The 22,985-nt window shown below is 42.6% G+C and carries 18 protein-coding genes; 8 read left to right on the forward strand and 10 right to left on the reverse strand.

Going from position 1 to position 22,985, the window contains the following annotated elements:
• From VIM94_RS11455 to VIM94_RS11490, 8 genes are all read right to left on the reverse strand, one after another.
• Positions 1-664: histidine kinase (locus VIM94_RS11455; protein WP_332039433.1), on the reverse strand; the 664-nt coding region annotated here is incomplete at its 3' end.
• 1 nt (position 665) lies between these two features.
• Positions 666-836: a hypothetical protein gene (locus tag VIM94_RS11460; RefSeq protein WP_332039434.1), complete on the reverse strand. Its 171-nt coding sequence runs from the start codon at positions 834-836 to the stop codon at positions 666-668.
• A 323-nt stretch (positions 837-1,159) separates the two neighbouring features.
• On the reverse strand, positions 1,160-1,405 hold the full coding sequence (locus VIM94_RS11465) for an acyl carrier protein (RefSeq protein WP_332039435.1): 246 nt from the start codon (positions 1,403-1,405) through the stop codon (positions 1,160-1,162).
• Positions 1,402-2,697, reverse strand: a complete 1,296-nt coding sequence (locus VIM94_RS11470) for a dihydrolipoamide acetyltransferase family protein (protein ID WP_332039436.1) — start codon at positions 2,695-2,697, stop codon at positions 1,402-1,404. The genes VIM94_RS11465 and VIM94_RS11470 overlap by 4 nt, the downstream gene beginning before the upstream one ends.
• Positions 2,694-3,677: a pyruvate dehydrogenase complex E1 component subunit beta gene (locus VIM94_RS11475; protein WP_332039437.1), complete on the reverse strand. Its 984-nt coding sequence runs from the start codon at positions 3,675-3,677 to the stop codon at positions 2,694-2,696. The genes VIM94_RS11470 and VIM94_RS11475 overlap by 4 nt, the downstream gene beginning before the upstream one ends.
• Entirely contained in the window at positions 3,674-4,660 is a 987-nt protein-coding gene (pdhA, locus tag VIM94_RS11480) for a pyruvate dehydrogenase (acetyl-transferring) E1 component subunit alpha (protein ID WP_332039438.1), read from the reverse strand. The genes VIM94_RS11475 and pdhA overlap by 4 nt, the downstream gene beginning before the upstream one ends.
• Positions 4,661-4,662: 2 nt before the next feature.
• On the reverse strand, positions 4,663-6,396 hold the full coding sequence (gene acsA / locus VIM94_RS11485) for an acetate--CoA ligase (protein ID WP_332039439.1): 1,734 nt from the start codon (positions 6,394-6,396) through the stop codon (positions 4,663-4,665).
• A 416-nt stretch (positions 6,397-6,812) separates the two neighbouring features.
• Positions 6,813-8,381: a serine hydrolase gene (locus VIM94_RS11490; protein WP_332039440.1), complete on the reverse strand. Its 1,569-nt coding sequence runs from the start codon at positions 8,379-8,381 to the stop codon at positions 6,813-6,815.
• Positions 8,382-8,637: 256 nt separating this feature from the next.
• Here VIM94_RS11490 and VIM94_RS11495 point away from each other — a divergent pair, with 256 nt between their 5' ends.
• Positions 8,638-9,180, forward strand: a complete 543-nt coding sequence (locus VIM94_RS11495; protein ID WP_332039441.1) for a phosphatase PAP2 family protein — start codon at positions 8,638-8,640, stop codon at positions 9,178-9,180.
• A gap of 177 nt (positions 9,181-9,357) precedes the next feature.
• Here the strand turns inward: VIM94_RS11495 and VIM94_RS11500 are convergent, their stop codons facing one another.
• Positions 9,358-9,510, reverse strand: coding sequence for a hypothetical protein (locus VIM94_RS11500; RefSeq protein ID WP_332039442.1), 153 nt, complete (start codon positions 9,508-9,510; stop codon positions 9,358-9,360).
• Between the two features lie 133 nt (positions 9,511-9,643).
• Between VIM94_RS11500 and VIM94_RS11505 the strand changes: the two genes are divergently transcribed.
• Both VIM94_RS11505 and VIM94_RS11510 read left to right on the forward strand, forming a co-directional pair.
• A complete protein-coding gene (locus VIM94_RS11505) occupies positions 9,644-9,871 on the forward strand; it encodes a hypothetical protein (RefSeq protein WP_332039443.1) in 228 nt (75 codons plus the stop codon).
• A 65-nt stretch (positions 9,872-9,936) separates the two neighbouring features.
• A complete protein-coding gene (locus tag VIM94_RS11510; protein WP_332039444.1) occupies positions 9,937-11,370 on the forward strand; it encodes a pyridoxal phosphate-dependent decarboxylase family protein in 1,434 nt (477 codons plus the stop codon).
• 96 nt (positions 11,371-11,466) lie between these two features.
• Here the strand turns inward: VIM94_RS11510 and VIM94_RS11515 are convergent, their stop codons facing one another.
• Entirely contained in the window at positions 11,467-11,880 is a 414-nt protein-coding gene (locus tag VIM94_RS11515; protein ID WP_332039445.1) for a YkvA family protein, read from the reverse strand.
• 373 nt (positions 11,881-12,253) lie between these two features.
• Here VIM94_RS11515 and VIM94_RS11520 point away from each other — a divergent pair, with 373 nt between their 5' ends.
• The 5 genes from VIM94_RS11520 to VIM94_RS11540 form a co-directional block, all read left to right on the forward strand.
• Positions 12,254-15,037 carry a triple tyrosine motif-containing protein gene (locus VIM94_RS11520; protein WP_332039446.1) on the forward strand — a complete coding sequence of 928 codons (2,784 nt, stop codon included), beginning with the start codon at positions 12,254-12,256 and terminating at the stop codon, positions 15,035-15,037.
• 252 nt (positions 15,038-15,289) lie between these two features.
• The gene (locus VIM94_RS11525; protein ID WP_332039447.1) at positions 15,290-18,313 is read left to right on the forward strand and encodes a TonB-dependent receptor; all 3,024 of its coding nucleotides are present in this window, start codon (positions 15,290-15,292) and stop codon (positions 18,311-18,313) included.
• Between the two features lie 11 nt (positions 18,314-18,324).
• The gene (locus VIM94_RS11530; protein WP_332039448.1) at positions 18,325-19,788 is read left to right on the forward strand and encodes a RagB/SusD family nutrient uptake outer membrane protein; all 1,464 of its coding nucleotides are present in this window, start codon (positions 18,325-18,327) and stop codon (positions 19,786-19,788) included.
• 12 nt (positions 19,789-19,800) lie between these two features.
• Positions 19,801-21,885 (forward strand): hypothetical protein, encoded by a 2,085-nt coding sequence (locus VIM94_RS11535; protein WP_332039449.1) that lies wholly within the window; start codon positions 19,801-19,803, stop codon positions 21,883-21,885.
• A 12-nt stretch (positions 21,886-21,897) separates the two neighbouring features.
• The coding region (locus VIM94_RS11540; protein WP_332039450.1) for a hypothetical protein at positions 21,898-22,985 on the forward strand (1,088 nt) is incomplete at its 3' end.

Genomic DNA, 22,985 nt, shown 5'->3' on the forward strand with positions numbered 1-22,985 from the left:
TGCAAAATTTCAGTTCTTCCTTCAGGCTCACCAGCTCCTTATCTTTCTGCTCAAGTACATAGCGATATACTTTGGAAAGGGAACCGGTAAACTTCTGGGCTTTGGTGGGGTTTTCCTCGATCAGGGCACTCAGCACGTTCAGACTATTAAAAAGAAAATGAGGATCCAGCTGATTTTTCAGGCTTTCAAATTTAGCGGAAGCACTGCCTGCAATGATCTTTTGTTCGGTGACTTTTTGATCCTGTAATGCTTTATAGAAATAGATAAGATGAAAGAGGAGCGAGACAATGGTAGTTAATAACAAAGGGAACAAATAATAGCGCAGACTTTCATTGGCAAGGAACTCGGTAAACTCTACCGAACGAAAAACCGTGAAGTCTACCATCCGGCAAAAGAAAAATCCGATAAGGGTGAGGATTATGGAACCTCCTGAGGCAAAAAGCACTCTTTTCAGCCCGGCATTTTTCCATCCGATTTTCGTATTGAAAAAGGCGAAGTAAACCGCATTAATGGCAGTAAGTACCAGGCTGTAGAAGAAATATACCCCCCAGGTTTTAAGATTCAGGAGATTTTGAATATTCTGATTACCAAAAATAAACTCCAGCGCCACCACCAGGAGGCATATAAAAACAGCTATTTTTAAAGTTTTTAGAAGAAGTTTCATTTTATCGGCTTTTGAAATTCGGAGTAACAACAAAATTATGGCATACAGGTAATACTTTTGATGGCATAACAATATTTTCTGAAGTAGGCCGGGAAGTTTCCGGACTGTTGTCAATTGGTAAACCCGTTGCTTCTATGAGTTTCATCAGGATAATTATCAGTGCTGTTGCCATTTTTTTTCGTTTTATAAGGTAAAGATGATTACAGAAAGCCCGGAAACAAAAATAAAATGACTGAAGAGTAGCAATTGAAGGATGAATTGTTGTGAACCTGTTTAGGGTTTATCGTTTTCCTCACTCAGATGAGACCTGAATCGAGTTCAGGGTGACGGCCTGGGATGGTTACTCCATAATCGTCATTCCGGGCTGGACCCGGAATCTCATCCTGCTGCTCATCTGTGCGTGCTCACTCAGGAGGGATCCTGAACCAGGCTCAGGATGACGGGGAAGTGTTTTGGTTTTGGTTTCCGGAGTGGCGAAAGAATGTGGAAAAGTCCTTACCGGGACCTTTCCTCCAAATAATCTGTCAGGGAACCAAGGGTGGCTGTTTTTCCGTAATCTTCTTCAGGGATATCGATTCCTAATTTGTCATTCAGGGCAACCAGGAACTGCAGGGCGTCAAAGGAATCAATATTAAGTGATTCCCTGATGTTCTCATCGGGTTTGAGGTTGGTGGGGTCGGTATCAGGAGCTGTCTTTTTGAGTAGTTCAAAGATGGCTGATTGTATTTCATCGCGGGTCATAATTTTTCGGGATTTTGTAGATGATTATTTAAAGCCTGCAGGAAGCGGCTGCCGGTTAGTCCGTCTGTAGCCCGGTGATCTCCGGCAAGAGTGACCTGAAGCACGGGGCGTATTGCCAGCATCCCTTCATGTACCAGTGGCTGGTCCGTTATACTACCGAAGCCTATAATGGCCACCTGTGGTGGATAGATCACCCCAAAAACCTTATCGGCTCCGTTCTCTCCAAGACTGGTGATAGTAATGGTAGAATCGCTAAGCTCTGAACTTCGGAGTTTCAGAGCACGGGCGCGGGGAATCATGTCGTTAAGCGCTGCCATGATCTCATCCACACTTTTTGTGTCGGCATTGCGAATTGCCGGTACAAGCAAACCTCCGGCCCGCAGGGAGATCACGAAGCCTATGTTTACTTCGTTTTTGAACTGGAGGCCGTTATCCCATACCGCGTTGAGGGCAGGGGCACTGTCTAAGGCTTTGGCTACAGCTTTGATGAATAAGACAGCGGGCAACAATCTTTCAGAGATCTCCCGTTGGCGATTGGTCTCCTTTATCCAATTCAAGGCGGCCAGCATATCTATCTTTTTTTCCAGGTAATAATGTGGGATGTCCTGGTTCGACCGACTCATGGCTGCGGCTACTGCAGCGCGGATGCTTTCCTGTTGCCCAGGTTTACTTGTGGAGGTACGGGACTTTATTACTTGTTTAGAAGCTGTTTCCGGCTCCGTCTTTTTTTTCATTACATCTTTTAAGGCTCCGGTTTCCGGAGTTTGTTTAGGTGCTTCTTTTTGCCCGGCCATGGCTTGTTCCACATCAGCTTTTATAATTGCTCCGCCTTCCCCTGTGCCTTTGAGATTATTGAGATCAACATTGTGCTTTTCCGCAATGCTTCGGGCGAGGGGAGAAGCTTTTATCCTGTGTTTTTCTTCGGAAGGTTTTTCTTTGGAAGAGGTTTCTTCAGAAATACTATCTGAAGGAACCGGGCCTTCGCTTTCTGTGGCTTGCTCTTCTTCCTGAATGGGGTGTGTTTCTGAATCCTTTTCGGGTATCTTTCCGGGAATACTTTCAGATCTGAGTTTTGCCATGGGGGCGCCCACGGGCACTTTATCTCCTTCTTCGATAAGATAATTTTCAAGGATTGCTGCTTCAAAGACTTCTATCTCAATAAGACCTTTTTGGGTTTCTACCTCGGCAATGATATCTCCCGGTTTGAGTTGGTCGCCCGGTTTCTTTTTCCATTCCACCAGCGTCCCTGCTTCCATATCGGCCCCAAGACTGGGCATTAAGAACTCTTTCATGGCCTTAATATTTTTATTACTGCATTCTCAATATCTTCCACCTGCGGAACCGAGGCATTTTCCAGGTGCAGGGGATAGGGGATAGGCACCTCAATCCCGCCTAATCTTTTCACAGGAGCATCCAACTCATAAAAGGCTTTTTCCATGATACGGGCGCTCACCTCAGAAGAGATATTGATAGTATTCCAGGCTTCTTCTACCAGTAATGCCCGGTGGGTTTTTGTAACCGACCTTATAAAACTTTCTTCATCTAAAGGACGGAGTACCCTCAGGTCGATAACTTCAGCATCTATACCCTGTTCCGAAAGTCGGTTTGCGGCCTCGAGCGCTTTGTATACTCCTATTCCGTAAGTGATAATGGAGATATCTTTTCCCTCCCGGCGAATCTTGGCCTTGGAAATGTTGGTAGGACCAGCATCGGCGGGTATTTCAGCCTCGAGATTGAGCATGGAAGTATATTCAAAGATGATCACGGGATCGGGATGTTCCAGGGCGGTATGTAGCATTCCCCGTGCGTCTTCATGGGTGCCCACTGAGACCACGATCAGGCCGGGAATATGGGCAAATAAAGGTTCCCAGCTGTGAGAATGCTGTGCAGCCAGCTGTTTTCCTATTCCTGCACTAATCCTGATGACCAAAGGCACATTGATTTGTCCGCCAGACATATGCAGTAAAGTTGCGGCATTGTTCACGATCTGGTCCATGGGAAGTAATGCGAAATTCACCGTCATTACCTCCACTATTGGTTTCACACCTGCCAGGGCAGCGCCTATTCCCGCCCCTACAAATCCGGCTTCAGAAAGGGGTACATCCATAATACGGTCTGCCCCGAATTCTTTCAGTAAACCTTTACTCACGGCAAAGGCACCCCCATAACGGCCAACATCTTCCCCCATAAGGAAAACCCGTTCCTCTTTTAGGAGTGCATCCCTAATCCCTGCTTTTAGGGCTTCGCGGTATGTTATTTTGATATCACTCATGATCCAGGGTTTTCAGAATAGACAAATTTGGTGAGCTCTTCCTTAGCTTCCCAGGTTCCGGCTTCGGCAAACTCTACAGCTTTCTGAATTTCGGTCTCCAGCTTTTCTTCCATTTCCTGAAGTTGTGTCTCGCTTATCAAATTCTCCTTCAGCAAATATTTACGGAACTTTGGAATGGGATCGCGTTTCTTCCATTCTTCCACTTCAGATTTTTCCCGGTACAATTCAGCATCAAACATGGAATGTGCCCGAAAACGATAGGTGTTGCATACCAGCAAATAAGGCTCCCCGGAGTTTCTAACCTGTTCCACGGCTTTATTGGCGGCAGCCATCACCTTAAGCAGGTCCATCCCGTCTACGGCCTTTGATTCGATCCCATAGGCCTGTCCCTTTTTTTCTATTTCCTGCACGGCATGGGAAAAGCGCAGGGCCGTGCCCATAGCATACAGGTTGTTTTCACAAACAAAGAGTACAGGGACCTTCCAAAGGGAAGCCAGGTTGAGGGCTTCATGGAAAATTCCTTCTGCTGCCGCACCTTCCCCGAAAAAACACAGGGTAATATTATCCTTTTTTAGTTTTTTGGAAGCCAGGGCCATTCCTGTGGCTATGGGGAGATGCCCCCCAACGATAGCACTTCCGCCAAAAAAATTCTTCTCCTTATCGAAAATGTGCATGGAGCCGCCGCGACCCCTGCTGCAGCCTTCCTGTTTTCCGTACATCTCGGCCATGATGGCCCCGGCGTCTACATCCCGGGCTAAAGCATGGGCGTGTTCCCGATAGGTGCCCAGCACGTTATCTTCAGGCTTAAGGGCCTGAATGACCCCTGTGGCCACCGCTTCTTCTCCTGTATAAAGATGCAGAAAACCTCTTATCTTTTCCCTGGTGTAAAGCTCGGCGCTCTTCTCCTCAAACTTCCTCATCAGGAGCAGCTGATAGAGAAGCTTTTCTGCCTTTTCGGGGCTTAATTTGTCTTTTGTTTCCATGCTCAGTTTTGTTCAAGAGTGGAGGTATCCCCTTCAGGTAATCCCAGCTCCCGTGCCTTTAATAATCGGCGCAGAATCTTTCCGCTGCGGGTTTTAGGTATACTTTCTGTAAATTCTATTTCCTTTGGAGCTACAGCCGGCCCAAGATGTTTGCGGGCAAAGCCAGTGATCTCCAATTTCATTTCTTCGTTTTCCTGGTTCCCGGGTTTAAGGACTATAAAAGCCTTAACCAGCTCACCGATTGAGGCTTCGGGTTTGCCTATCACAGCGGCTTCTGCGATGGCCGGATGCCTCATCAAAGTGCTTTCCACCTCAAAAGGACCTACCATATGTCCGCTGGTTTTTATAATATCGTCTGCTCTCCCTATGAACCAGAAATACCCATCGACATCTTTTTTGGCCAGGTCTCCGGTAAGATACCAGTCTTTCAAGAAGCATTTCTTGTAGCGCTCTTCTTCATTCAGGTATGCCCGGAACAGGGAAGGGAATCCTTTTTGCAACACCAGATGTCCCTCTTTTCCGGCTTCTTCAATAAGCTTCAATCCATCTTCAGTCACTTCGGCCAGGTCGGCCTTCACCCCGGGGAGGGGTTTACCCATGGAGCCGGGCCTTACCGGCATTGAAGGATAATTAGCGATCATAATGCCGCCGGTTTCGGTTTGCCACCAGTTGTCCAGGATGGGAACTCCGAAGCTGCGTTCCCCCCAGAGCACAGCTTCCGCACTAAGTGGCTCTCCCACGCTTAAAATTACGCGTAGGGCACGGAGATTAAATTTTTCACGGGGTTCAATATCCATTCGCATCAACCTCCTGATGGCCGTGGGAGCAGTATACCAGATATTTATTTTTTGTTCCTCCAGAATAGAATACCAACGCATGGCATCAAATTCCTCCTCATCAATAATGGAAGTAACCCCATTGACCAGGGGCGCAATTATTCCGTAGGAAGTGCCGGTAACCCAACCCGGATCGGCGGTGCACCAGAATAGATCTCCGGGATGGAAATCCAGAACGTATTTTCCGGTGATATAATGGGTAAGTATGGCTTTGTGAACATGTAAAGCTCCCTTGGGCATTCCTGTCGTACCACTGGTAAAATGGAGCAGGGCGGGATCCTCAGAAGATGTGGATGGGATTTTAAAATCTGTAGAAGCCTCTTTCATGAGCCGGGACCAGGAAAGCACTTTATCTGAACGGTGATCTTCGAGATCGCTAAGAATTATATATCGCAGGGAAGGGAGCCTTTCTTCCACTTGTTTTACTGTCCTCTCATATAATGCTGAAGTAGTGACCAGAATCTTCGCGTCTCCTTTATGCATTCTTTGAAAAACAGGTTCCGGTCCGAAAACCGAAAAGAGGGGACAAAATACCGCTGTCGTCTTCAGGGTTCCCAGAGCGGTGATATACAAGGCTGGAATCCTGCCGGCCAGGGAAAAGACAGTTTCTCCTTTTTGAATACCCAGATTAGTTAGAACATTAGCAAATCTTGAAGTTTCATTTTTTAAGCGGAAATAGCTGTAGTCCTGAAAATCCCTGTTCTTTTTAATAAACCGAAAAGCGGTAGTATTTTTTAAATCTCCTTCAGAATGACGATCAACTGCCAGATGCGCAATATTATTTTTGACTTTTTCTTTTCCTATCTCCAGTTCCCGTTCAATATTCTCCCAGGAAAAAGAAGTCCGTTCTTTATCATAATCGTCAAGGTTATAGCCTGCTTTTTTTACCATGGAACTCATAGCTTTAATTTTTGAACTATTAAAATAGATCCCAGGAGCTTGAAAAACAATGATATTTGTCAGGGGGCTGTGCCCGGTTCAGTAATTTCTCTGTCGATAACTACTTTAGAAGATTTGTAAGGAATTTAGTGTTCTTTAGGACTTGATCCGGAATCTCTTAACGAACATCTTTTATCTCTAAAAAGCTTTTAACTTCTATAGCTTACTCATAGGATATCCCTTATTTTGTTAGGAATGACGATACAACTGAAACAAGTCTTTAGCATAATCAAGGAAAAATTAAATGTTTTTGTTTTAATCCCCGGGGGATATAAAATAATAACAGCCACCGAAAACAGTGGCTGTTGTACATTTCGATTCAGCTGGATCTAACAAATATTTATAGGTATTCACCTCTAAATTAAATAGCAAAAAACCTATTCTATCTTAGAAAAATCCAGGTCCTGGAAATCATAGCTGAAATCGGTTAGGGGCGAAACGGGTTCCATTGTGAAGCCCTTGGCCTTTCCTTCTTTATCTAGACTGAAAACAACAAAGGCATCAGCATTAAGTGTGCGATCATCCCATTTTACCACAAAACTATTTCCTTTATAATAGCTCATATCCCCCTGTAAATCTGATACATTCTCAGCTTTAAAATGAAGTTTATCATCTTTCATGGTGATTTCCACTTTTCCGAACCAGGGATCCTCGTAGGTGCCAGTATAGTTGGATAAGACTTCCTTTTCCAGTTTATTGTTTTTCTGAACAGCATCAACTCTCTTCCAAACTTCGGCTACTACGGAATCTGCCTTTTTCTCCATGTTCAGCCTTCTGTCGTTGTACTGTTTAATTCGGTTTTTTCCTTCTATTCCGAAATAAGCATCTTTAATCGTATTAGTAATAGACCGGAAAGCCGCACCCGACTGCTGGTTGGTGAAGACAATAATTCCCAGGTCCAATTCAGGAATCATGGTCACCTGACTTACAATCCCCAGGAGTCCGCCGGTATGTGTGACCTCCAGATAGCCGTTTACATCACTTAAAAACCATCCAAGACCGTAAGCTCTAAAATGCGTGTTATAGTCACCTTTTCCACTTCCAGTGAGAGTTTGGGGTGTCCACATCTCGCGATGTGCTTTGTTGCTAAAGAGACTGTCCTGCAGGTTTTCTCCATATTTTCCTTCATCGAGCTGTGCCTGCACCCATTTGCTCCAGTCTTTCACCGAAGAATAAATTCCTGCAGCAGGGTTACCCACTTTGGTAAAGCTAAGGCCTGTTATTTTCAATTCTCCGTCTACTGGTGCGTGCCCATCAATGACGTTAGAGTAATCATCAATTCTGTGCCATGACATCGCAGTGCGATCCATTCCTAAGGGTTCGAGTAAGTTTTCCTTCACATAGGTTTCATACTCAATTCCCGAAACTCGTTCCACCACTTCACCTGCAACGATGTAGAGAAGGTTATCATAATCGTACTGGGAGCGGAAAGAAGAAACCGGTTTTAAATATCTCAGGTTGTAGATCAACTGGTCGATATCAGTTGTATTGGAAGCAGGAAATACCATCAGGTCTCCGGCTCCAAGACCGAGTCCGCTTCGGTGGGTTAGCAGGTCCCGTACTGTGAATTCACTCGTAACGTAGGGATCGTATAATTTAAATTCGGGGATAATTTCAGCCACTTTGGTGTCCCATTCCAGTTTGCCTTCATCGATAAGTTGAGCAAGGGCAGCGGCGGTCACCGCTTTTGTATTGGAGGCGACCCCAAAAAGGGTGTTTTCGTCAACATCACCGCCTTCCTTGAGCGAGCGGGTGCCATAGCCTTCCATATGGACAACTTCTCCGTCTTTAAGCACTGCAACAGCAATGCCAGGAACATTAAAGGTGTTCATGGTTTTTTGAACCAGGCTATCAATTTCGTTTGTAGAAAGCTGTTGGGCCGTTCCTGAAATTCCGAAGAAGAGAAAAGCTATCAGGATTCTTGTAGAAAGTAATTTTGTTTTCATGAAATAATTATTTATTTCTAAAGATAGTAATTTCGGGATATTTTACTGCTGAGGCCCGGGTCTTGATTTAAAGTTCGAAGATCGTAGAATCTTAGAATCCGGTACTTCATTCCTGCTTCATAAAAAGCATGTTAATTTTTGGGTTATATAAGCTGAGATGTCTATATTTTTTGCCTTAAAAAATTATTCAAAATTGTTGAATTATATTGAAACCTTAGGGAGATCGCAAATTTACGGAAGCCGAATGCGGCTATTAATGCTGAATCTCTTATTGGTTATATTTCTTGGTTCCACTTCTGTTCGCGGTCAGCTTTTCAATCCCGAAGATTCTTTTGTTGAAAATTCAGGAGACGGAACATTATTATTGATCCCGGCATCTGCAGTGGTTACCAGCTTGATCCTGAAAGATTATAAAGGAACCTGGCAGTATACCAAAAGTCTTGCCCTCAATCTGGTGGTGACCAGTGCGGCGAAAGTAATAATCAATAAAGAACGACCCCTGAATGACGGCGGAAAGGCTTTTCCCTCGGGACATACCTCTGTCGCCTTCCAGGGAGCTTCTTTCTTTCATCGCAGGTATGGCTTTAAATACAGTATTCCGGCATATTTGCTTGCAGGATACACCAGTTTTAGCAGGCTTCACGCCACCCGGCATGACGGTTGGGATATCCTGGCGGGAGCGGCAGTGGGGATTGGTAGTACCTGGATTTTTACCAAACCCCGGGAAAATGAGAAATTAGCGCTTAGTTTCAGTAGTTCTGAAGATTATTACCTGCTGGGGTTTACATATGCTTTCTAGCAGGTTTTAGGTTCTTCCATTTTTTAATGATTATAGTTCAATGCTGCCAGGCTGTTGGCTAATGTCGTCTTTGTAGTTGAAAATTTTCTTGTCTCAGTTTTTCAATATATAGTGAAGTATTGAATGGACTGAGCGTTTTTAAGAGAAATAAAAAAGAACCTTCTACTTTATAGCTTTTTAAGGGTTTCCAGCTTTCTTGTTTTCTTCTTTTTCTTTGGCTTTTCTAACTTGTTTCCGCAATTTGATGATGCTGTAGATCACCACGGCGAGAAGGACCACACCGGTGATCAGGGCGAAGCCTAAGGCGGTATTTGTTAACAAAGTGGTCATAGCTGAAGTTTTATTCTATTTAAATTACCAAAAAATAAGCTTTTATTAAGTTTCTTTCACAATACTTTCAGGATTTAAATTTTATCCCTGCCGAAGGGCTGCTTACCTTTATTATTAATAATAAAAGTTAATTATGAAAAATTTACGTGCAAAAGGAAAGAAATGGGCAAAAAGGGCTTTGGCCTTAAAATTAGGGAAAACTGCGGTAAAAAAAGGAGGGATCCTTGGGGTTGGCCTGGGTGCGGCCGCCGGGGTAGCCTATCTTGCCTGGAACTATAATAAAAAGTGCAAGCAGATACAGGCTGATAAAAGCGCAGATAATGAAATTACGATAGATAAAGAGAAAAAAATTGTTGTCTGAAAGGAAAAATAAGCTTTGCTTAATCCCGTATTTTTTCTTTAGGTTTGTTTGTAAAACGAGTTGTGATGGATGATCTAAAGACCCGGATCCTGGCGCTGCAGAAGATATCTTCCGGCCTGGAGCCTTCTCCCGAAAAGCGTGACACCTATTTCAGGAAAGTAAAAGACTATTCTAATAGTTTTTTGAATGAACTTCCTTCCTTTGGGACTTATTCTCCTGAAAAAGTCCGGCAGGGAGCTTTCGCCTTTGGGGAGGAACCAAAACCCATGGATAAGATCCTGAAAATCTTTGCCGAAGAAGTGGCCGGAAAGGGAATCAAGCCTGCTTCGGGAGGTTATATGGGTTATATTCCCGGCGGGGGAATCTATGCTTCAGCTCTGGGCGATTACCTGGCCGATATTACCAATGAATATGCGGGAATGTCTTTCGCTTCTCCAGGAGCTGTTGCCATGGAACATGAGCTTCTCGATTGGATGAAGTCCCTTTTTGGTTTTCCAAAATCGGCTGTGGGAAACCTCACTTCCGGGGGCTCCATCGCTAATCTGATCGCCCTCACCTCGGCCAGAGATAAACATAAAATAAAAGGAGCTGCAATAGAAAAAAGTGTGGTTTATTTGAGTCCGCAGTTACATCACTGTAATCTGAAGGCTTTACGAATTATCGGGTTGGAGGATGTGATCATTCGGGAATTAAAGCTGGACGAAGGCTCAAGAATCATTGCTTCAGATCTGAAACAGAAACTGAAAGAAGATAAAGCTGCAGGTTTAGATCCTTTTCTGCTCATCGCTTCGGCCGGGACTACAGACACAGGGGCGATGGATCCCTTAAATGAATTGGGAAAGATCGCTGAAGCCAATAAGCTTTGGTATCATGTGGATGCTGCTTACGGCGGATTCTTCATTCTTAGCGAAATGCGAAAACATCTGTTTAAAGGAATAGAAAAGGCTGATTCTCTTGCGGTAGACCCGCATAAAGGACTATTTCTGCCTTTCGGACTCGGGGCAGTTCTGGTAAAAGACAGAGAAGCAGTTTTTCATTCCCATCATCGAAGTGCAAATTATATGCAGGATGCTGTAGAAAATGATCCAGAAATAAATCCCTCTGATGTCTCTCCTGAACTCACTAAACACTTTCGTGCTTTAAGGCTCTGGATACCCCTGCAGCTACACGGGATAAAACCTTTTGTAGCCTGTCTGGAAGAAAAATTACTGCTCACGAAATATTTCCGGAAGCGACTTAAAGAAAAAGGTTTTGCTCTGGGGCCTGAACCCGATCTTTCGGTAAGTTATTTCTGGTGGCCACTTTCAGAAAACGAAACCGATTTTAATAAAAGACTACTCAAGGAAATTCACAATGACGGAACGGTATTTTTCAGTTCCACTAAAGTCAAGGATCGCTTCGTGATTAGAATGGCTCTTTTGGCTTTTCGCACCAAGATAGAACAGGTAGATAAGGCCGTAGAACTTCTTGAAAGTTCAAGGATTAAATTAAGGGGTTGATTTGAACTTTTGTCGTTTCAGGTTTGGAGTTTCTGTGGCAGGCTTCGGCCGGAAGCCTTAATATTAGATCTCAAACACACTAAAACTCAGTCCCGATTAATCGTTTATTACCGGAGATCTTTTTTCTTCATATTTCCAATCGCGGTATTTTTGCAGGTCCAGGCGTACATATTTCAGTAGAGCGGCGAAAACGGCAGCATCGTCCAGGTATCCTACAAAAGGCAGGAAATCAGGGATGAGGTCAATAGGCGATAGCACATAAAGAAGGGCACCTCCTACTGAAGAGATTACCAGCCAGGGTACATCTTTGTATCTGCCCTTGTACCAGTCTTGCAGCAAGGAGAAGAGATCGACGAAATCCCGGTAATATTCATTGAGGTTTTCGATATTTAAAAACTTCGAGAATAAGGAATTCTTTTCCTTAAAAAGTTGTTTCAGCTTTTCTGTAGAAAAGGCCTTTTGTCTTTTCTTTAATTCCTTATCTGCTTTTTGCTGGGAAAATTCTGACATTTAAGATGAGTATTTTATTTCGGCTAAAATTAAGAATTTATGTCGAGTCTGATAAATGCCTGATATCTTATAACAGAAGATTATGAAATCGTATCGCTATTCGGGCGAATACCTAAATTACGGGAAAGCCCTTGTATGAAAATCAAATTAATTCCCCTTACTTGCATAGGTAATCATTTCATAATGCCTGCCGGTCTCATAACACTTTAGCGAACGGTGGGCTTTTTCTTAAATATAAAAACCTGATCTTGATTGGCTAAGCGTATTCTGCCAGAATAGGGTTTATGACTTAAAGTTTCTTGTTTCTTAAAGCTGGTCAGCATATCTTTCTTTAATTCAGGATTTCCTTAACTTAGCCTGAAATTTCTTTGCCTTGCGATTAGTATTTTCTCTACTCTCTATTTTGTTTTCGGTTGTGCTTTCTGCTCAGGAACTGCCGCCTGTCATAAACTTTAATTCAAATTTTTATGCCGGAGGGAATCAGAACTGGATGGTATCTCAGGCTGCCAATGATAATATTTATGTAGCAAACAGCTCTGGCCTGCTGGAATATAACGGAGCAAAATGGAAACTCTATCCGGTACCCAATGAAAGCGTTGTACGATCAGTCAAGGTAGTGGGTGAACTTATATTTACAGGGGCTTACAAAGAGTTGGGCTTTTGGAAACTCGATGAGAAGGGCGTGCTGGAATATACCAGTCTGGTTCCCCAGTTTCCCGGAGAGTTGATAGATGGCCAGCAGTTCTGGCATATTGAGACTGTAGGAGAGACAGTAGTCTTTCATAGTTTTGAAGGCCTGTACCTGTATGATATCCGAAATGGAAAGCTTTCTGAATTTCCAGTGCCCGAAGGTGTTGTGACCAACCTTTTTGAAACCGAAGGGGAGATCTTTTATCAGGTGGCCCAGGGCGGCCTATTTAGCATAAAGAATGGTGAGCCAGAACTCATCATTCCTCCTGAAACACTGGGGGATATAGTGATAATGAAGGGATACAAGGAAGATAATAAGCTTGTACTCATAAGTCGGAGCGCCCGGTTCTATAAATGGAATGGAGAAAAATTGAATCAGTTTCATTCAAAACTAAGCGATCGGTTACAGGGGAGAAGTATTTTTGGAGCCCTCCCTTATGAAAATAATACTATGCTGCTGGGTACAGTGGAAGATGGACTCTTCCATGTGGACTCAGAAGGAGAGATTCTGCATCATTTCAATCAGGAGAACGGTTTTCTTAACAATACCGTGCTGAGCCTTTTCAGCGATAGGAATAATAATATATGGGCAGCCCTGGATAACGGACTTAGCGTGATTAACCTGGATTCACCTTTTAAGATATATCAGGATCTTTACGGGAAATTGGGAACCGTCTACACCTCCTTTCAGAATTCAGAATATTTATACCTGGGCACAAACCAGGGGCTATATTATCGCCGAAATGGGGAAGAAGAATTTAATTTTATTGAGGGGAGCAACGGGCAGGTCTGGAATCTTAGTTTTATAGATGGCGATCTTTTCTTAGGCCATAACACCGGAACCTTTTTGGTAGAAGGCACACAAATAAAACAAATAGCTGAACGCTTTGGGACCTGGCTCGTTCTCAAGCTGAAGAGCCATCCCGGATATTTCATCCAGGGACATTATAATGGCTTAAGCCTGCTTAAACGCACCGGCGATGGATTTGAGGAGCTGCCCATGCTGGAAGGTTTTCCACATTCGTCAAAGTTTATCGTTTCCGAAGAGAACGGAAATATTTGGGTAGGAAATGAGCATAAAGGAGTTTATAAGCTGAAGTTAAATAAAGAAATGGATGGCTTCTCCCAAATCAGGAACTATCCCTTTGAAGGGATATCCGGCATTTCTTCGAGCCTTTTTAGCTTCAGGGATGAGCTTTACTTTTCCACAAAGGATCACATTTTCAAATATCTACCGGATGAAGATAGATTCAGCGTTGAAAATGAGTTAGCCTCAGTTTTTAATACTGAAAAACGTATTTCAGGAAAATTCGTCAGAGAAGATGAGGGAAAACTATGGGCTTTTTCGGCCAGTGCACTTCTGAATATATCCCCCGACCCCCTGAGCTCTAAAATTAAACTCAATTCACTTTACCTGTCGGAAGAGTTCCAGAACATCACTCCCGGGTATGAGAATATAACTCTGCTAAATGATGGGTCGCGGCTTTTGGGCATCGCCAACGGCTATCTGAAACTGGAAAAAACCGATTATGATCAGGGGAATTACAACCTACGTATAAACAGTGTTTATAATGCTGCCCTCGATGAAAAACCACAAATCCTTAGCTTAAATGAGGAAGAGCCTTTTCATTATAAGACCAACAACATTATATTTAATTTTAGTATACCTGAATATAAGAAGTTCCTCAGCCCTGAATACAGTTACAGGCTCACCGGATTTACTGCTGTGTGGAGCCCCTGGAGTGAAATTCCCTCTGCAGAATTTAAGAACCTGCCTTTTGGGGATTACGAGTTTGAAGTACGGGCAAGGATTGGAGATGAGATTGTGCCTTCAGCTACTTATGAGTTTAGTATTGCACGACCATGGTATTTGAGCTATACAGCGCTATTTGTATATCTTCTTCTCTTTACGGCTTTACTCTATGTAGTCCATAGAATTTATAAACGCCGGCATGAAAAGTTTGTAGAAGAGAGCGAGAAGGCCCTTAGGATGAAAAACCTCGAGGCTGAGCAGGAGATTATAAAACTTAAAAACAGGGAACTGGAGCAAAATATGGTGAGCAAGAATAAGGAACTGGCTGTCTCCACCATGAGCCTCATTAAAAAGAATGAATTCCTCAATCTTGTAAAAGACCGTCTTAAAAACTCTGAAGAATCAACAGAGGTTCGATCGGTGATTAAAACTATCGATAAGGAGATAAGTGAAGAGGATAACTGGAAATTCTTCAAAAAAGCCTTCAGTAATGCAGATAAGGATTTCTTTAAAAAGATGAAGGAAAAACATCCTGAACTTACCAGTAACGATCTTAAACTTTGTGCTTATTTACGTCTTAATCTCAGCTCTAAAGAAATTGCTCCACTCCTGAATATTTCGGTCAAAAGTGTAGAGATTAAACGATATCGTTTGCGAAAAAAGATGGAATTACCCCGGGAAGTGAATTTAACCGACTACATTCTTCAGGTGTAAAGCTATACAAAGACTTTAAAAAACTCTACATAAACTCTACATGACGCCTAAATAACTAAAAGCTTTAGGTTTAAGTTTAAAGCTGGATACTTAATGTTTAGCCCTGTTATCCCCAATTTACAGACCAATATTTTTGTTTTCAGCAATAATCTACCAATTAATTTAAGGTGTATACTTTTTGTAAAGGTGACTTTTTACTGCTCTTAACAATTCTTTAATAGATTGCAGTAACAAATTCAAATAATTATTCCAATGAAGAAATTTTTATGTTCAATACTACTCCTGTTCGGTGGATTTTTCTCGATGCAGGCACAGACCTTTACAGTAGAGGGTAATGTGACTGATGAGAATAATATGCCGCTCTTAGGGGTTAATGTACTCGTAAAAGGAGAATCCCGCGGTACCACTACCGACTTTGATGGTAATTTTTCCATTAGTGGTCTCAGCGAAGAAAACGTACTGGTTTTATCCTATGTAGGTTTTGAAACTTTGGAAGTTCCCGTTACCGGAGATGGCTTCCTTAATATAGTTCTTACTTCCGATTCGGCGGCCCTTGAAGAAGTGGTAGTAATCGGTTACGGAACCCAGCAACGGAAAGACATTACCGGTGCGGTCTCTGTAGTTTCTGGTGAAACTATAGAAGAAATGAAACCGATAAGATTAGAGCAGGCTTTACAGGGTACTGCTGCAGGGGTTAATGTAACTCCATCTTCAGGTGCACCAGGAGCAGGTATAAACATTAATATACGTGGGGTTGCTTCCAATAGTGTTAACGGACCTTTGGTACTTATTGATGGTTACCAGGGAGACCTTGGTACCCTTAACCCTAATGATGTAGAATCTATCTCTATTCTTAAAGATGCTCAGGCTGCTATTTATGGTATCGCTGGAGCAAACGGGGTGGTACTTATTACTACTAAAGGTGGTAAAAAAGAAATGGCACCTACTATACAGTATGATACTTATGTAGGGATGCAGGAAACCTCCCGCCAACTCCCACTTTTGAATGCTACCGAATATGCTTTACTTTTAAATGAAAGCTATGCCAATAATGGGCAGGCAATTCCTTATCCGGATGTTAGTGACCTTGGAGAAGGCACCGATTTCCAGGATGAAGTGTTTGAAACTGCACCCATTATTAACCATAATATCACCCTTAGTGGTGGTTCTAAAAAAGTAACTTACTCGGTAGGAGCCTCCCATCTAAACCAGGAAGGGATTATTGGTGGAGATAAATCTGATTTTCAACGTAATACAGCCAGATTTAATCTGGGAATTGATATCTCTGATGAGTTTAAATTGCAAGCCAACTCTATTTATACCAGTATTGATCGCCGTTCGATCAATGAGAACGGACTTGGGTCTGTGTTGTTTAACGCTTTGAACATCGCACCAACCTTCGCTATCGATCAGGAAGACCGGGACGGATTTTTAGGTAACGAAATCATTAATCCGCTTTCTCAAATAGAAAACACTTTTAACGACTATAACCTCAATAAATTTAACGGGTCATTTAGTCTTGAGTATACACCATTCGAGGAATTGACTTTCACTTCCCGTATCGGGTACAATCTTAGTACCAGCAAAGGGAAAGATTTTTCACCTATAGTAGATTACGGATCAGGGAAGGTGTTTAACGTACCAAGAAGTACGGTAAACCAGAACAGAATCAATGACAACTCATATACCTATGACCTGTTTGGTACTTACGAGAATACTTTTGATGAAGCGCATCATATTACAGGTACTGCTGGTATGACAGTAATTCGTGATTGGGGTGACGGACTTTTTGCTACCGGTTTCGATGTGCCAAACAATTCCTGGGAATTTGCTGATATCAGTCTTACTACCGGAACCAACGATGGTAAAAACAACGGATCTTATAAGTATGATATCCGCAAGCTTTCTTTCTTCGGAAGACTTCAATACGATTTTAACGGAAAATACCTTGTATCAGGGATGCTTCGTAGAGACTCCTCTACCAGATTCAGCCCCGATAACCGTGTAGGAACTTTCCCTTCATTCACCGCAGGATGGATACTTTCAGAAGAAGATTTCTTAGCCTCTTCTGAAGTGATATCTTTCCTTAAACTTAGAGGAAGTTTTGGTATTCTTGGTAATGATGAAGCCGGAGGCGCAGAGTTTTACCGTTCGCTCCTGGACGGGGAGGCCACTTATGTACTTGATGGAAGCCTTGTTAACGGAACAGCAATGGGAAGGATAGCCAACCCACGTTCGGGCTGGGAAGAATCTGAAAAAACCAATATCGGGATGGATCTTCGTTTATGGGATGGCCAGGTAGAGATCGAGGCCGACATTTTCAGGGAAGACCGTAAAGATCTTTTGGTTTCAGGAATCCCTGTATCAGGAATTCACGGAGGAGGAGCTCCGGGTTCTGGTTCGCCTACCATTAATGCCGGTACCACCCGAAATGAAGGTTTGGAATTCGCCATTAAATACCGCAATTATGTAAGTGACGACTTCAACTTTAATTTGAGCTATAATGCTACCTTCCTTAAAAATGAGGTAACCGCTATAAATGGTGTTGATTTCATTCCTGGTGGACAGTTTGGGGTAGGGCAACCTCAGCCTTCACGTTTTGAACCAGGTTTCCCAATGGGATATTTCTACGGTTACAAAACCGATGGGATCTTCCAGAATCAGGCCGAGGTGGATGCACACCCCTCTCAAAAAGAACTGGGTGCCGATGCTTCTCCCGGTGATCTTAGATACGTAGACCTTAATGGTGACGGAGTAATCACTCCCGATGACCGAACTAATATTGGCGACCCTATTCCGGATGCTACTATGGGAATAAACATAAACCTAAATTATAAGAATTTCGATTTCACAGCTTATACCTATGCATCTTTAGGAAATGAAATGGTAAGAAACTATGAAAGAAGTCAGCCAAACGTAAACCGTCATGCTTATGTGTTGGACCGATGGAGAGGTGAAGGAACCAGTACTTTTGTTCCTAGACTTACTTCCGGCGCAACCTCTAACCGGGTTCTTTCAGAATTTTACGTAGAGGATGCCTCCTATGCGAGAATTCAGAATGTACAGCTGGGATATACTATGCCTGAAAGCTTTGTTTCTTCGGTAGGTATCCAATCATTGAGATTTTACGCAGCGGTAAATAACCTGTATACCTTTACTGATTACAAGGGATTTGACCCTGCTGCTTCAACCGGTGCGCCTATAGGCGGAGGAATCGATTTTGGGTTCTACCCTGTTCCGCGTATTTATATGGCCGGACTAAACTTAAAATTCTAAAATACTGAGCGATGAAAATATATAGTTTAAAAATTAAATCCTTTCTTCTGCTGCTGGCCGTGATCACCTTCACCGGCTGTAGTGAAGATTATCTGGATAAGACCGAAGAATACAATATAGACTCGGAAAATTATTTTAATTCTGAAGAAGATTATTATAACGCTTTGATCGGAGTTTATGACATCCTTCAATCTACTTATGTAAATGTGCTTCTGGGCGAGATCGCTTCAGATAATACGCTGAGCGGGGGAGAGAGTGCTACCGACGTAATTGGTTTTCAACAGGTAGATGAAATGTCACACACCCCAATTAACGATAACCTGGATGATGTCTGGGACTGGAATTTTGCAGGGGTGCAACGTGCTAATTATATCCTGGAATTTGAGGAAAAAACCGACTTTGAAGGAAAGGAAACCATAATAGCTGAAACCAGGTTCCTTAGAGCTTATTTCACTTTTGAACTGATGAAGTGGTTTGGTCCAATTCCTCTTAAAGGAGATGAACGTTTTGTGCTTGGTGATGAGCAATCTATCCCAAGGGCATCAAGAGAAGAGGTCTATAACCAGATTGAATCTGATCTTCAGTTTGCAATAGATAATCTTGAGTACACAGCACCCCAAACAGGACGTGCAACCAAAGGCGCTGCTATGGCCCTGAAAGGGAAGGTACACCTATACCAGGAAGAATTTGATGCCGCTGCAAATGTCTTAACCACTTTGATCAATAACGGGCCCTATGCACTTTCAGATTTTGAAACCCTGTTCGAACAGGAAGGGGAGAACAATGAGGAATCTGTTTTTGAGGTTCAATATACCGGGGAAGAAGGAGCTGGATTTGGCTGCCTTCAGTGTAGTGAAGGAAACGTAGCTGTAGGGTTCCAGGGAATAAGAAATTATAGCGGGCCGTTGTTTGAGTCAGGCTTTAGCTTTAATGTACCTACCCAGGAAGCTTATGATATGTTCTCTGATGAAGATATCAGGAAAGATTTATCAATCCTTGATATAGAGGCCTGGGCTGCTGAAACCGGAGCTTCGTATGGGGAAGGTTACAAACATACCGGATATTTTAACAGGAAATATCTTCCGAGAAAAAATGACAATATGGGGGATGCAAATCTTACCCAACCTAATAACTACCGCGCCATTAGATATGCTGATGTGTTGCTGATGGCTGCCGAGGCTCTTAACCGTGGCGATATAAATGATCAGCTTGCGCAGGACTACTTAAATATGGTTCGTGAACGTGCAGGCTTAAGGGAAGTGGAAAATTCAGGAGATGCCCTTACCGAAATTATCTACCAGGAGAGAAGAAAAGAATTAGTAGGAGAAGGACACCGTTTCTTCGACCTGGTAAGAACCGGCAGGGCAGCAGCTAACATAGATGGATTTACCGCTGGAAAAAACGAAGTTTTCCCTATTCCATTGGAAGAAATAGAATTTTCTCAGGGTAACTGGGAGCAAAACCCCGGATACTAAAAAATAAAGATTATGAAAAAATACTATAAAATAATATTTGCTTTACTGCTCACACTGCCTTTTGTAAGCTGTGAGAGTGATGATGATTCTCTGGTGGACCTGGGACAAATCCAGGAACCGGCTAACCTGGGAGCTACCTTCCAAATCACTCAAGACAATTCAGGTCTTGTGACTATTACTCCTAAAGGTGAAAGCGCTAATATATTTAGTGTGGATTTTGGGGATGGAAGCGCAGTATCCTCGGAAATAAGACCGGGAGAGACTGTAAATCATGTCTATGCCGAAGGGGAGTATGAGGTGGAAGTTACAGGAACCAATTTAAACGGGAAGTCTTCAACCGGAGTACAACCCCTTACGGTTTCTTTCCGTCAACCTGAAAATCTGGAGGTAGCTATTACCAAGGATCCTGATGGGTATTCTGTAACGGTTTCCGCTTCTGCGGATTATGCCGCAATGTTTGAAGTTTACTTTGGAGATGTTGAATCTGAGGATCCTACTCCACTTATGATAGGTGAATCTCTTACTCATACATATGCTGAAGTAGGAACGTATGACATTAAGGTAGTAGCCCTAAGTGGTGGTGCGGCAACTGTTGATTATACAGAAACTGTAGAAATGAATGGACCAGTTCCTGCTCCTACACCCAATAAATTACCTGAAAGTGTTATATCACTATTCAGTAATGCTTATACAAATGTACCAGTAGATACCTGGAGAACAGAATGGTCAGCTGCAGACTTGGAGGAAACAGATATTGATGGAAATGATATTAAGAAATATTCTAATTTGAATTATGTTGGAATTTTAACTGAAAGTACTCAGATTGATGCAACCAACATGACTCATTTCCGTACTGATATTTTCTCTCTTGATGCAGAAACCTTCAGAGTTAAGCTTGTAGACTTTGGACCTAACGGTGTCTATGACGGAGGTGGCGATGATGTTGAGCATGAAGTGGAAATAGAAAACCCTGCTCAGGGAGAATGGGTTACAATAGATATACCTTTAGAAGACTTTACCGGATTAACAACCAGGGCACATATCTCCCAGTTGATTTATTCCGCAGCACCAGCAGGGGAAACAACTGTACTTATTGATAATGTATTCTTTTATGATGACAGTGTACAAATACCAACTTCACCGGTTATTGCCGCTCCAACTCCAATTCATGTAGATGAGGATGTAAAGTCGATATTTAGTGATAAGTTTTCAGCTCCGGCAGGAGTGAACTATTATCCAGATTGGGGTCAATCTACAACCTATGAAATGGTCTCTATAAATGGAAATGATGTGATTAAATATGGCAATGCAAATTATCAGGGAATTGATATTGGTGAGAATATAGATGCAACCGCGTTTGAAACTGTTCACATCGATGTTTGGTCTGGAGATTATTCTTCAATTCAGTTCTTCCTTATTTCTCAAACGGATGAAAAACCTGTAACCTTGAATGTAACTCCAAATCAATGGAATAGTATTGAAATTCCTTTGTCTGAATTTACCGGCCAGGGACTTGATATCAGCGATGTTTTTCAGTTCAAATTTGATGTAACAACTGCTCCCGGAGGCACATTTTATATTGACAACCTTTACTTTTCTTCAGAGAGTAATGCAACTACCGTTACATTACCGGTAAGTTTTGAAAATTCATCTTTGACCTATTCTCTTACTCCTTTTGAAGGTGCAGAAACTGTGATAGAAGCCAATCCGGTCCCTGGAGGTATTAACCCTAGTGGTACGGTGGTTAAATTCACTAAAACTGTTGATTCTCAACCTTGGGCAGGAGCCACACTTGAACTTGAGGAGCCTATAGACTTTTCATCTACTACGAAAATTAGTGTGAAAGTATATTCTCCTAAAGCCGGGATTCCTGTATTGATGAAACTTGAAAACAGTGCTGATAACAATATTAATAGTGAGGTATCTGTAAACACCACTAAGGAAAACCAATGGGAAGAGTTAGTCTTCGATTTCTCGAGTAAGGGAATAGATACTACCCAGGAGTATGGAAAAGTGATTATGTTCTTTGAATTCCCTGGAGAACTTCGCGGTGATGGATCAATTTACTATTACGATGATATTCAACTTACGAATTAAAAATAATTAGAAATGAAAAATATACTTAAGATAAGTCTCTCGGTTTTCATGCTGGTCTTTTTTATGGCCTGTACCGATGACGATTATGATATCGGTGAAATAACCGCGCCAACCAATCTCCAGGTAGAAACAAATATCGTGGGCCAATCAGAAGATATGCCTGATGGAGATGGTAGTGGTCAGGTGACCTTCAATGCAAATGCAGAGGGTGCCATGACTTATAAATTTATTTTTGAAAATGGTACAGAGATAACCACAGCCAGTGGGGTTTATACACACCAATTTTCTCAAACCGGAACCAAATTATATGCTGTTAACATCATAGCTTACGGTCCCGGCGGAACAGCCAGCTCAACAAACGTAGAGGTTCAGGTGCTGGTAACTTATGAGCCACCGGCCGATCTTATTGAGAAATTAGTTGGAGATGGTACTAAAGAATGGCGAATTAAAGCTGAAGCTGCCGGTCACTTTGGCCTTGGCCCTGTAGGAGGTAATATTCCTACGGAATGGTATGGTGCAGGTCCAAATGAGAAAGCCCATACGGGAATGTATGACGACAGGTATATCTTCGAGGAAGATGGAACTTTTGTTCATATTACCGATGCTACTAATGATGATGCTACAGGAACTGTTTTTGGAAGAGCAGGTTTGGTTGATCAATTAGGCGTTAGCTGTGATTGTGTAGTTGAGGGTGCAGATGTTCTCAACATACCTTACGATGATTATACTGAAAACTGGTTCATTACAGCTCCGGGAGGTGCAGAAAGCATTAACCTAACCGGAACAGGGTTTATAGGTTATTACATTGGTGGGGATCACCGATATGAAATCTTTGATCGCTCTGTACCTAATGAACTTATTATTAAATCTACTGATGGCAATGGAGAATTCGACTGGTGGTTTATCCTTACTACAGGCGATGGTGTCGTAGAAGAACCGGAAGAGGAATTCCAGTCAGAGTACGATGAGTTGCTTTGGGAAGCCGACTTCGATACCGATGGCGATCTTGACACTTCAATCTGGAACTTCGAGACCGGAAACGGTGAAAACGGCTGGGGTAACCAGGAGTCTCAGTATTATACTGAAGACAATGCAGTAAT

Origin of the sequence: Salegentibacter sp. (assembly GCF_036568425.1) — a bacterium.
Lineage (GTDB): Bacteria > Bacteroidota > Bacteroidia > Flavobacteriales > Flavobacteriaceae > Salegentibacter.